At 64.7% G+C, this 11091-nt stretch carries 12 protein-coding genes; 8 read left to right on the forward strand and 4 right to left on the reverse strand.

The features are described 5' to 3' along the window. Nucleotides 1–502: 502 nt before the first annotated feature. Nucleotides 503–1123 carry a phosphatase PAP2 family protein gene (locus G6N32_RS15935; RefSeq protein ID WP_163789293.1) on the forward strand — a complete coding sequence of 207 codons (621 nt, stop codon included), beginning with the start codon at nt 503–505 and terminating at the stop codon, nt 1121–1123. Between the two features lie 39 nt (nt 1124–1162). After that, nucleotides 1163–1396, forward strand: a complete 234-nt coding sequence (locus tag G6N32_RS29255; protein WP_163789295.1) for a hypothetical protein — start codon at nt 1163–1165, stop codon at nt 1394–1396. Nucleotides 1397–1528: 132 nt separating this feature from the next. Here G6N32_RS29255 and G6N32_RS15945 read toward each other — a convergent pair whose 3' ends face one another. Next, entirely contained in the window at nt 1529–2326 is a 798-nt protein-coding gene (locus G6N32_RS15945) for a nitrilase-related carbon-nitrogen hydrolase (RefSeq protein WP_115320417.1), read from the reverse strand. A gap of 45 nt (nt 2327–2371) precedes the next feature. Here G6N32_RS15945 and speB point away from each other — a divergent pair, with 45 nt between their 5' ends. Together speB and G6N32_RS15955 are read left to right on the forward strand one after the other, a co-directional pair. Further along, nucleotides 2372–3340 (forward strand): agmatinase, encoded by a 969-nt coding sequence (gene speB, locus G6N32_RS15950; RefSeq protein WP_115320418.1) that lies wholly within the window; start codon nt 2372–2374, stop codon nt 3338–3340. An 81-nt stretch (nt 3341–3421) separates the two neighbouring features. Continuing rightward, nucleotides 3422–4693, forward strand: coding sequence for an adenylate/guanylate cyclase domain-containing protein (locus tag G6N32_RS15955; protein WP_170310631.1), 1272 nt, complete (start codon nt 3422–3424; stop codon nt 4691–4693). Between the two features lie 29 nt (nt 4694–4722). Here G6N32_RS15955 and G6N32_RS15960 read toward each other — a convergent pair whose 3' ends face one another. The 3 genes from G6N32_RS15960 to G6N32_RS15970 are packed head-to-tail and all read right to left on the reverse strand — an operon-like array spanning nt 4723 to nt 7261. Further along, on the reverse strand, nt 4723–5475 hold the full coding sequence (locus G6N32_RS15960) for an amino acid ABC transporter ATP-binding protein (RefSeq protein WP_172507319.1): 753 nt from the start codon (nt 5473–5475) through the stop codon (nt 4723–4725). 11 nt (nt 5476–5486) lie between these two features. Then, nucleotides 5487–6407, reverse strand: a complete 921-nt coding sequence (locus tag G6N32_RS15965; RefSeq protein ID WP_115320421.1) for an amino acid ABC transporter permease — start codon at nt 6405–6407, stop codon at nt 5487–5489. Nucleotides 6408–6412: 5 nt separating this feature from the next. Next, nucleotides 6413–7261: an ABC transporter substrate-binding protein gene (locus tag G6N32_RS15970; RefSeq protein ID WP_232077784.1), complete on the reverse strand. Its 849-nt coding sequence runs from the start codon at nt 7259–7261 to the stop codon at nt 6413–6415. Between the two features lie 197 nt (nt 7262–7458). Between G6N32_RS15970 and G6N32_RS15975 the strand changes: the two genes are divergently transcribed. The 4 genes from G6N32_RS15975 to cydB all read left to right on the forward strand — a co-directional run bounded on the left by G6N32_RS15975 (nt 7459) and on the right by cydB (nt 11072). Beyond that, a complete protein-coding gene (locus G6N32_RS15975; protein ID WP_232077132.1) occupies nt 7459–7782 on the forward strand; it encodes a hypothetical protein in 324 nt (107 codons plus the stop codon). Between the two features lie 67 nt (nt 7783–7849). Beyond that, complete coding sequence (locus G6N32_RS15980; protein WP_115320424.1) at nt 7850–8431, forward strand: HdeD family acid-resistance protein; 582 nt, start codon at nt 7850–7852, stop codon at nt 8429–8431. Between the two features lie 111 nt (nt 8432–8542). Continuing rightward, the gene (locus tag G6N32_RS15985; protein ID WP_115320425.1) at nt 8543–9991 is read left to right on the forward strand and encodes a cytochrome ubiquinol oxidase subunit I; all 1449 of its coding nucleotides are present in this window, start codon (nt 8543–8545) and stop codon (nt 9989–9991) included. 25 nt (nt 9992–10016) lie between these two features. Beyond that, nucleotides 10017–11072 (forward strand): cytochrome d ubiquinol oxidase subunit II, encoded by a 1056-nt coding sequence (cydB, locus tag G6N32_RS15990; protein ID WP_115320426.1) that lies wholly within the window; start codon nt 10017–10019, stop codon nt 11070–11072. The last annotated feature ends 19 nt before the right edge of the window (nt 11073–11091 follow it).

The raw sequence follows: 11091 nt of genomic DNA on the forward strand, positions 1-11091 counted from the left end.
TGCGCATTCTCCGATGTGACTGCTTCGGCACGATGTTCCCAGCCATGACATACGGAAGTGCGTCTAGCGGAACGACTTTGACTCAGGGAGGCCCGCCACGACCCCCTTTGATCCCCCATCGCCGTGACGGGCCTCAACCATACTCATTTCCTGTTCGCTGGCGGCTTTAAACCGGGCAGGTGAGTGGTCTGCACCACGCGAGATAACGCGCGACGAGATTCGGAAATTTCGGGTAGTCGACTACGCTTGTCGGGTCGAATTCGATCAGGCACAATCCGCACATCGCTTTTCCGACTGAATTCCAGCGCGGACATCGCATTGGCTCGATCAGTGCAACCGTGCCCGTAACTATGCGACAACTCTGGTAGCTGGAGACTGCAGGCGGGGCACAATGAGCGGCATTGACATCACACCGACACGACAGCGTCTGGCGCTGGTCTTTCTCGCCGCGGCGCTGTTCAGCGTCCTGGCGTTCCTGGCCGCCGAGATCAACTCCTGGTGGATGACCGCAGCAGACACGTCTGTCTGGAACTGGTTCGACGCGCACCGCTCACACAAGTGGCAGGGCGATTCGAACGGCATCTTCGACTACATCGGAAAGCCAGTCCACGTCGCGATCGCCGGTCTGGTCAGCGGAACGCTACTGGCGGTGAAGGCGCGATCGATCATGCCTCTTGTTGTGGTGACCGGGGCGGTCGGCGCGGGTGCGGTGATTGAACAAACGCTCAAGCACACCATTGGACGGACGCCCGGGAACCTCGCCCAGTTGCGCAACGAGTCAGTGCCCGACTGGTCGATCCTCGACTCCTACATGCATTCGTTTCCCTCCGGTCACGTCACCGGAGCCGCCACGCTGTTCGGAACGATTGCGGTGTGCCTCGGCGTCGGGCGCAATCGCCCTGCAAAGGCCGCGATTTCAAGCGTTGCTGCGATCGGGGTCATTGTCGTCGCGTGGCTGGCACTCTACGTGCGCGCTCACATTTTCACCGATGTGATCGGCGGCATGGTGTTGGGCGGGGCGCTCGTCGCGTGCAGTGCGGCCGCCATCGTGTCGTCGACCCGAAGGCCAGACGGCACGGCCTACGACCGCCAGATGCGGCGAAGTCGTAGCCGTACCGCCTGAAAAGCCGGCCGCCGCTCAACGGCGGTCCACCATCACCGAATGCAGTTGTTACCGACGATCTCCTTGCAGACCGCGCCCGGGGGGGCCGGGTTGATCGTCGGAGAGAACGAGTTACCGCCACCGGGCGACACAGCCTTCTCGGTCGGCGAGGGCGCCACGGTGGACGACGGAGTGGTTGTCGTCGAGGAGGGGGCGTCCTTCGCGTTCGAGCTGCACGCGGTCAGCGCACCCATCCCGACGATCGCGGCCCCGCCAGCAAAGAGTGCAATCTGACGAGTCAGGCGACCAGAGCTCATAATGTTTCCTATCTGTGTACGCCGAAGTGGCGAAAGGCCACTTTACTGGAAAAGCGCTGTGCGTCCAATGGGGAGAGCATACCCCTCAAGCAAACTTTTGGGCGGCTTTTCAATAGAGGTCCAGGCGTCGATCGGAGAGCAGGTCGACGTACTCGGTGAGTGTCTTGTCGTGCGTGGCGGACAGGTCGACGTCAGCGATGGCCAGGCCCGGTCCCGGTCCCGCCTCGGCGACCACCCAGCCGTCGGGGTCGACGATCACGCTGCCCTGTGTCCACGGCTGGCCACGTTCGACTCCGGCGCGATCGCACACCGCGACCACCACCCGATTGAGCCGAGCCGTGGACATCGCCGTGATGACCTCACCGGGCCGCTCCCCCTCGGGACGCGGGAACAGCGGCCAATTCACCGGCGCCGCAATCAATTCCGCGCCATCGACGGCCACCTGACGGGTCACCTCGCCGAACTCCAGGTCGTAGCACACCATCACCGCGATCGCCCCGTGCCGCGTCTTCAACACCGCGGGCAGCTCGGCGCCACGGCTGAAGATCAGCTTCTCCCGGTCCCACAGATGTGTCTTGCGGTAGGTGGCGATCACGCCGTCGCGGTCCAGCGCGACCGCGCTGTTGTACAGCAACCCGTCGTCACCGAGCTCGCAGAACCCGCCGATCACGACCGCATCCCCGGCGGCGGAGCGCCATGCGTCGAACGCCGGATCGGTCGGGCGCAACGCCACCGAGCGGGCTTCGTCGGCATCAGCGAACATATAGCCGGAGGTGGCCAGCTCCGGCAGCACCACGACGTCGGCGCCCTGCGCGACGGCGTCGGCAACCGCACCCGTCGACAATTCGACGTTGTCGGCCAGCGCGCCGATGGTGGGGTCGATCTGAGCGCACGCGATCCGGGTCATCCTTGCAGGCTAACCTCGCCGCAAGGAACCGGCAGAGGAGGAAACATGGCAACCGACGACAACGATGTGCCGGGCCCCGGCGTTGTCGGTCAGGTCGACGCCACGAAGTACCCGCGCTACACCGAGCCGTCGACGTTCGCACGGTTGCCGCGGATCTCCGAGGTGCCCGGTGCCGACGTGCGCATCGTCGGGGTGCCCTTCGACAGCGGGGTGTCGTATCGGCCCGGAGCGCGATTCGGGCCCTCGCATGTCCGGGCGGCCTCCAAGCTGCTGCGGCCGTTCAACCCGGCGTTGGGGGTCAGTCCGTTCAACGCCCAGCAGGTGGCCGACTGCGGCGATATCGCGGTCAACCCGTTCGACATCGACGAGGCGATCACCACGATCGACACCGCGATGACCGACCTGCGCAAAGACGGGTCGACCGTTCTGACCATCGGCGGCGACCACACCATCGCCCTGCCGATCCTGCGCTCACTGGCCCGCGACCACGGACCGGTGGCGGTGCTGCATTTCGACGCCCACCTCGACACCTGGGACACCTATTTCGGCGCGCCCTACACCCATGGCACACCGTTCCGGCGGGCCAGCGAGGAAGGGCTGATCGACATGGAGAGGTCGCTGCACATGGGCATCCGCGGCCCGCTGTACAGCAAGACCGACCTGGAGGACGACGCTGTTCTGGGCTTCCAGGTCATCCGCTCCGATGACTACGAATTCGACGGTGTGACAAGCATTGTCGAACGTATGCGCAAGCGTCTCGAGGGCGGGCCGGTGTACGTCTCGGTCGACATCGACGTGCTCGATCCCGCACACGCGCCGGGCACCGGAACTCCGGAAGCCGGCGGGTTGACGTCGCGCGAACTGCTCAACACGTTGCGCGGGCTGGTGGGCCTCGATGTGGTCGGCGCCGACATCGTCGAAGTAGCCCCGGCCTACGACCACGCCGAGATGACCGGGATCGCCGCCGCCCACGTCAGCTACGAACTCCTCTCGGTGCTTGCCGCCAACCGATAGGCTGCGTTGGTGGGCACCCTGCGGAAATGCGCTGGTTCGGTGCCGTCGGACGGGCCGGCTCAGCGCGCGGACTGCGAGAAGATGCAGCGCCGCGCGCCGGCTCGCAACCTGCATTGGGCTGAGTCGATCACGCGCCGTCAGCGTGTGCTCAACATCGCGGCGACGATGGCCGCCGTCGTCACCGCCGTCATCGGGATCCTGCAATTCATCACCGCCGATCACTTGGTGGCCATCGGGCTGGTCAATCTCGGCACCGCGGCCATCTTCGGGGTCATCCCGCTGCTGCACCGCTTTGGCGAGAGCATCGCCGCGCTGGCCTTCATCTTCTTCGCCTTCTTGTCCCTGACGATCGTCGGCTGGCAGGTTGGGACCGACTCCGGCATCCAGTTCTATTACCTGGTCTCGGCGTCCTTGGCCGTCCTCGTGCTCGGCGTCGAGCACGTCGTGCTGGCTTCGACGGTGGTGGCGATCGGCGCCGGGCTGACCATCGCATCGCAATTCCTGGTTCCCGGCGACACCGGAATCCAGCCGCGGTGGCTGGTCAACGCCGGCTTCGTGATCACCACGGTGTCCGCCTGCGTGATGATCTTCGCGACGGTCTGGTACGCGATGCGGGAAGTCTCGCGCGCCGAAGCCGCAATGGAATTCGAGTACCTGCGCTCCGAGGCGCTGTTGGCCAACATCCTCCCGGCCACCATCGCGGCGCGGCTCAAAGACCCGGCCCGCGGCACGATCGCCGATCGGTACGACGACGCCTCGATCCTGTTCGCCGACATCGCCGGCTTCACCGAGCGAGCCAGCCAGATCGCACCCGCCGAGCTGGTGCGCTTCCTCGACCGGCTGTACACCACGTTCGATCGCCTGGTCGACAAGCACGGCCTGGAGAAGATCAAGACCACCGGCGACTCCTACATGGTCGTCAGCGGCGTGCCCGAGCCCCGCGACGATCACGTCGAGGCCCTGGCGAACCTCGCACTCGACATGGCCAAGGCGGTCCGCGATCTGCGCGACCCGAACGGTCAGCACGTGCCACTGCGGATGGGGATGGCCGCCGGCCCGGTGGTCGCCGGCGTGGTCGGCGCCCGCCGGTTCTTCTACGACGTGTGGGGCGACGCGGTCAACGTCGCCTCCCGCATGGAGACCACCGACCCCGAGGGCCGCATCCAGGTCCCCCAGGATGTCTACGACCGGCTGCGGGACCGGTTCGTCCTCGAGGAGCGCGGCGACGTCGACGTGAAGGGCAAGGGCCTGATGCACACCTGGTATCTGGTCGAACGGCGCGTCACGGCGGGTCCGGACAGCGATCGACCCGCCCGGGAAGAGACTGGACGGGTCGAAAGCCCAGCCGGTTAGACCGTGCGGTCTGCGACCTGAGCCACGGACTACATGACTTTGGACAGGAAGGCCTTCGTCCGGTCGTGCTGCGGATTGCTCAGAACGTCCCGCGGCGGCCCGCTTTCGACGATCACCCCACCGTCCATGAACACCAGTTCGTCGGCGACCTCACGGGCGAAGCCCATCTCGTGGGTCACCACGATCATCGTCATGCCCTCGCTGGCAAGCTTTTTCATCACGCCCAGCACTTCGCCGACGAGTTCGGGGTCCAACGCCGAGGTGGGCTCGTCGAACAGCATCAGCTTGGGGTCCATCGCCAATGCGCGGGCGATCGCCACTCGCTGTTGCTGTCCGCCGGAGAGCTGCGCCGGGTAGGCGTCGGCCTTGTCCGACAGGCCCACCTGATTGAGCAGATCCCGTGCCCGATCGAGGGCGGCCGCCTTCTTGATCCGCTTGACGTGCACCGGCGATTCGATGATGTTGGCCAGCGCCGTGCGGTGCGGGAAAAGATTGAAGTGCTGGAACACCATACCGATGTCGCGACGTTGTTTGGCGGCCTCGCGCGGGGGCATCTCATAGAGCTTGTCGCCACGCTCGCGATAGCCGATCAATTCACCGTCGACGTAAAGCCTTCCGGCACTGACGTTTTCAAGGTGATTGATGCAGCGCAGGAAGGTGGACTTGCCGGAGCCCGACGGCCCGACAAGCACGAGCACCTTGCCGGGGTCCACCGACAGCGTCACACCTTTGAGCACCGACAGTGCCCCGAAGTCCTTGCACACCCGCTCGGCGCGCACCATGGGTTCGCCGGTCATACGTGTCCCGCCTCCGTACCGGTCTGCGCCTTGGCCAAAGCCTCGAGTTGCTTGGTGGTCAACTGCCGGGAGATGCCGCGGGAGAAGTACTTCTCGAGGTAGTACTGCCCCACCATCAGCACGCTGGTGATCACCAGGTACCACGTCGCGGCCACCAGGAGCATCGGCACCGGCTCGAATGTTCGAGCCGCGATCTCCCGGGAGGCAATGCTGTACAGGTCATAGGAGTACGGCACAGCCGTCACCAGCGATGTGGTCTTCAGCATGCTGATGACCTCGTTGCCGGTCGGCGGGATGATCACCCGCATCGCCTGCGGAAGCACGGTGCGGCGCATCGTCATTCCCCACGACATGCCCAGGGCGGTCGATGCCTCCGACTGCCCTTCGGGCACCGACGTGATGCCGGCTCGGATGATCTCGGCCATGTAGGCGGCCTCGTTGAGTCCGAGACCGACGACCGCGAGTAAGAACGGGATCGACAGGTTCTGCAGGTCGAGATGGAAGAACGACGGCCCGAACGGCACCCCTAATTGGATGTGCTGATAGATCGTCGGGATCAGACCCCAGAACACCAGCTGCACGTACACCGGTGTGCCGCGGAAGATCCACAGGAAAACCCATGCCACCGAACCGAATACGGGGTTCGGCGACAGTCGCATGACCGACAGGATCACACCGAGCACGATGCCGAGCACCATCGCGTACACGGTCAGCTGCAGTGTGTTGAAGACACCGAGCATGATCCGGTCGTTGAACAGATACTCGCCGTACGTCGACCAGCCGTAGGCCGGGTTGGTGGCCGCGCCATAGATGAACAGGGCAACCAGGACGATGATGACGGCCGCCCCCACCCACCGCCAGGGATGACGAAGCGGTACCGCGTTGATGGCAGGTGGAGCCGACTCGTCGACAGCCATATCGGTTAGCTGGTCCCCCCGTTGATGACCGGCTTGGTGATCATCCCGGCTTCGACACCCCAGTTGCTGGCGATCGTCTTGTAATCACCGGTCTCGATGAGGTGTTCGAGGGCCTTCTGCAGAGAAGCAGCCAGCGGCGAACCCTTGGCGACCGGCCAGCCGTACGGCGCCGAGTCGAAGATCTCGCCTGCCGCCTCGAGCTTGCCGTTGCTCTGCTTGATGGCATACGCGGTCACCGGGGAGTCCGCCGACATCGCGTCGGCCTGGCCGAGAACCACCGCGTTGGTGGCGGCGTCCTGCCCGTCGAACTTCAGGATGTCGATGGCCGGCTTGCCGGCGTCGGTGCACGCCTTGCTCTTCTTGGGGAGCTCGTCGGTTTCCTCGGTGGTGGTCGCCTGCACGGCGACCTTCTTGCCGCACGCGTTGTTCGGGTCAATCGGCGAGCCGGGCCGCTGCGCCCACATGATGCCCGCGTTGAAGTAATCGACGAAGTCCACCGACTGCTGGCGATCCTTGGTGTCGGTGAACGACGACATACCGACGTTGAAGGTGCCCTGCTGGATCGAGGGGATGATCTTGGCGAAGTCCGCTTCGCGGAAGTCGGCGGTCAAGCCCATCGTGGAGGCGATGGCGTTCATCAGGTCGACATCGAAGCCGACGATCTTGCCGCTGGAATCCTTGAATTCGTTGGGCGCGTAGGGGATGTTGACCCCGACGACCAGCTTGCCCGACTTCTTGATGTCTTCTGGGACGGTCGCGGCGATCTCGTCGACTTTCTGCGCCTTGGCCGCCGTGGTTGCGGTCGACGGGCCTGCGCCAGAGTCACTCTTGCTACTGCAGCCCGACAGGGCCATGGCACCCGCTACGGCCACCACTCCGGCAATGCGACACCATTTCTGCACGGTTGCCTCTTTCTCTCGACTGCATCCGGGCTGTCCTGCCCGAAAGTAATGGCCTGATCCGGGTTTTGTACTCCCGGTAACGGAACAGTAGTAGCACCGTAACCATCTGGCAGCGGATCCACAGGTACGCGCAGCTAGCGTGGCCCAGCGTGCCTGACCTGAATCGACTCCACTTCGCCATCATGGACGGCGCCACGGCCGCCACCCTCGCGCAAGTCCTGCCGGTGCTGCTGCTGAGCCTGATGGTGGAGGTCCGCCGGACCCGGTTGCATCGTTCGGCGGCCCGACGGTTCCTGGGCGTCTTCTTTTTGTTCTTCGCCGTCGCCGAGACCGTGATGGTGCTGTCCATCGACGGGACCGTCTACCCGTTCCAGTGGTCCGATCTGATCGCCGCGCTCCTGATTTTCGGGTTGATCACCATGCTGTACTGGCTGTCGCTGCGCGAACGCGATGACGACCAGGACACTCTTTGACGTCAATTCACCCGTTGAAGTGCTTAAATGGCGTCGATTGTCAATCCGCTGTGCAACACTTCCGGCCATGACAACCACCTCTGCCCCGCCGCTTCTGCCGCATCTGTGGAAGTCGGTCCTGCTGTCGGGCGTTTTATCGCTCGTCCTTGGCATCCTGGTACTCGTCTGGCCGGGAATCTCCATCCTCGTGGCCGCGATCTTCTTCGGCGCCTACCTTCTGGTGACGGGCATCTCGCAGGTGTTCCACGCCTTCACCCTGCACGTGTCGGCCGGCGGCCGGGTCATGCTGTTCATCAGCGGTGCCGCGGCCCTGATCCTGGCGGTGCTCTGCTTCCGCAGCATCCAGAACTCCATTCTGCTGCTGGCGATCTGGATCGGCGTGGGATTCATCTTCCGCGGCGTCGCCACCGCCGTGTCCGCGATCAGCGATCCGGATACGCCCGGCCGCGGCTGGGAGATCTTCGTCGGCGTGATCAGCCTCATCGCCGGCATCGTCGTGCTGGCGTCCCCGTTCCCGTCGCTGGCCACACTGACCCTCGTCGTGGGCATCTGGCTGGTCGTGATCGGCGTTTTCGAGATCGTGGCCTCCTTCGGAATCCGTAAGGCCTCGAAAGACATCGGAGCGCGGATCACGGCCGCTCAGACCTAGGATTCTCGTCACAAAAGGCCAAAAGGCTCTAGCGCGAACGGCGTGGACCGCTACTACACTCTGTCGTAGATAGGCGATCCGCGCCTTTCGCGTTGGTTGGAGAGTTCCGCGATGAGTGCTCTTGACGTGTCCCGTTGGCAATTCGGAATCACGACGGTCTATCACTTCATCTTCGTACCGCTGACGATCGGGCTGGCCCCGCTGATTGCTGTCATGCAGACGATCTGGGTGCTCACCGACAACCCGGCCTGGTACCGGCTGACCAAGTTCTTCGGCAAGATCTTCCTGATCAACTTCGCCATCGGTGTCGCGACCGGCATCGTTCAGGAGTTCCAGTTCGGGATGAACTGGAGCGAATACTCCCGCTTCGTCGGCGACGTGTTCGGCGCACCGCTGGCGCTGGAGGGCCTGGTCGCGTTCTTCCTGGAGTCCACCTTCATCGGGCTGTGGATATTCGGCTGGACCCGACTCCCCCGCTGGCTGCACCTGACGTCGATCTGGCTGGTGGCCATCGCGGTCAACCTGTCGGCGTTCTTCATCATCACCGCGAACTCGTGGATGCAGCACCCGGTGGGCACCAGGTTCAACCCGGCGACGGGTCGCGCCGAACTGCAGAGCATCGTCGAGTTGTTCACCAACAACACGGGAATCGCGGCCTTCTGGCATGCGGTGGCGGCATCGTTCCTCACCGCGGCGACGTTCGTGGCGACAGTGTGTGCGTGGTGGATGGTGCGCGCCAAGGGAGCGCCCGACGCCACTGCCCTGTACCGACCGGGGGCGATCCTCGGTTCGCTGGTGGCCCTGGTCGCCTGTGTCGGCTTGTTCTTCACCGGCGACGTGCAAGGCAAGCTGATGTTCCATCAGCAGCCGATGAAGATGGCAGCGGCGGAATCGTTGTGTCACACCGAAACCGATCCGGACTTGTCGCTTCTGACCGTCGGCACGCATAACAACTGCGATAGCATCACCCGCGTCATCGAAGTGCCGTTCGCGCTGCCGTTCCTGGCCGAGGGAAAGCTCAGCGGCGTGACCTTGCAGGGCACCAAAGACCTTCAGCAGCAATATGAACAGAAGTTCGGCCCCGGATGGTATGTGCCGAATCTGTTCGTCACCTACTGGGCCTTCCGCGCGATGATCGGCCTCATGGCGGTGCCGCTGCTGTTCGCGCTGACCACGCTGTGGCTGACCCGCCGCGGCCGGGTGCCCGGCGCGAGGTGGTATTCGCGCTTCGCGGTGTGGACTCTTCCGACCCCGTTCCTGGCATCGATCGCAGGCTGGGTGTTCACCGAAATGGGCCGCCAGCCGTGGGTGGTCGCACCCAACCCCGACGGCGACCAACTGGTTCGGCTGACCGTGCGCCAAGGCGTGTCCCTGCACGGGCCGGGCTTGGTGTGGGTCTCGCTGATCTCGTTCACGTTGATCTACGCGGTGCTGGCCGTGGTGTGGTTCTACCTGATCCGCCGCTATGTCACCGCAGGCCCGCTCGAGCATGACGCCGAACCGGCGCCACCCACCCCACCCGGCGACGACGAAGTCGCGCCCCTGTCATTCGCCTACTAGTCCGTCGCCTACCGAGGAGACAATCATGGGGCTGCAACAGATTTGGTTCGTCATCGTCGCCGTGCTGTTCCTGGGCTTCCTGGTCCTGGAGGGCTTCGACTTCGGCGTCGGCATGGTGATGGCGTGGCTGGGGGGGCCGGGCAAGGGGTCCGCCCAAGGAGATTCAGAGACTCATCGCCGGGCCGTACTGAACACCATCGGCCCGGTCTGGGACGGCAACGAGGTGTGGTTGATCACCGCCGGCGGAGCCATGTTCGCGGCCTTCCCGCACTGGTATGCCACCGTGTTCTCCACGCTGTACCTGCCGCTGCTGGTGATCCTGCTGTCGATGATCGCGCGCATCGTCGCCATCGAATGGCGCGGCAAGATCGACGATCCGAAGTGGCGCCGCTGGTGCGACATCGGCATTGCGACCGGGTCCTGGCTACCGGCGATCCTGTGGGGAGTCGCGTTCGCGATCCTGGTCAACGGACTGCCGGTGGGACCCGACAAGAACGTCGCCGACCTCGCGGTGTCCGACGTACTGAACCCGTACACCCTGCTCGGCGGGCTGGCCACCTGCTCACTGTTCTTGTTTCACGGCGCGGTGTTCCTGGCGCTCAAGACCGGCGGCGACGTGCGTGGCGATGCCGTCCGGGTGGCCCGCACACTGGCTCTCCCCGCCACCGTGTTGGTCGCCGCCTTCGGCCTGTGGACGCAACTGGCACACGGCAAGCCGTGGACGTGGGTGGTGTTGGCCATCGCGGTGGTCGCGCAGCTGGCCGCCGTCGCGGCCGCGTGGGGTGCCCGGGAAGGCTGGGCGTTCCTCGCGACGACGATCGTCGTCGCCGCGGTGGTGGCATTGCTGTTCGGATCGCTGTATCCCAACCTGGTGCCGTCGACCATCGACCCGGCCTACAACCTGACGATCTACAACGGTTCGTCCAGTCCGTACACCCTGAAGGTGATGACGTGGGCGGCCGCGATATTCACTCCGATCGTGCTGATCTACCAGGGTTGGACGTACTGGGTGTTCCGCAAACGCGTCTTCGCCGAGTCGATTCCGAAGTCTGTCGGCCTGCCACCGAGGCGCGTGCCCTGAGCTCCCAGCGCCGGTCGGG

It is taken from the genome of Mycolicibacterium aichiense, from assembly GCF_010726245.1.
Lineage (GTDB): Bacteria > Actinomycetota > Actinomycetes > Mycobacteriales > Mycobacteriaceae > Mycobacterium > Mycobacterium aichiense.

Coding starts and splice junctions, on each gene's coding strand:
- speB (WP_115320418.1), top strand. CDS start 2,372: ATGGCAACCGACGACAACGATGTGCCGGGCCCCGGCGTTGTCGGTCAG.
- G6N32_RS15970 (WP_232077784.1), bottom strand. CDS start 7,261: ATGGCCCTGTCGGGCTGCAGTAGCAAGAGTGACTCTGGCGCAGGCCCG.
- G6N32_RS15960 (WP_172507319.1), bottom strand. CDS start 5,475: ATGGTGCGCGCCGAGCGGGTGTGCAAGGACTTCGGGGCACTGTCGGTG.
- G6N32_RS15965 (WP_115320421.1), bottom strand. CDS start 6,407: ATGGCTGTCGACGAGTCGGCTCCACCTGCCATCAACGCGGTACCGCTT.
- G6N32_RS15955 (WP_170310631.1), top strand. CDS start 3,422: ATGCAGCGCCGCGCGCCGGCTCGCAACCTGCATTGGGCTGAGTCGATC.
- cydB (WP_115320426.1), top strand. CDS start 10,017: ATGGGGCTGCAACAGATTTGGTTCGTCATCGTCGCCGTGCTGTTCCTG.
- G6N32_RS15935 (WP_163789293.1), top strand. CDS start 503: ATGACCGCAGCAGACACGTCTGTCTGGAACTGGTTCGACGCGCACCGC.
- G6N32_RS15980 (WP_115320424.1), top strand. CDS start 7,850: ATGACAACCACCTCTGCCCCGCCGCTTCTGCCGCATCTGTGGAAGTCG.
- G6N32_RS15985 (WP_115320425.1), top strand. CDS start 8,543: ATGAGTGCTCTTGACGTGTCCCGTTGGCAATTCGGAATCACGACGGTC.
- G6N32_RS29255 (WP_163789295.1), top strand. CDS start 1,163: ATGCAGTTGTTACCGACGATCTCCTTGCAGACCGCGCCCGGGGGGGCC.
- G6N32_RS15945 (WP_115320417.1), bottom strand. CDS start 2,326: ATGACCCGGATCGCGTGCGCTCAGATCGACCCCACCATCGGCGCGCTG.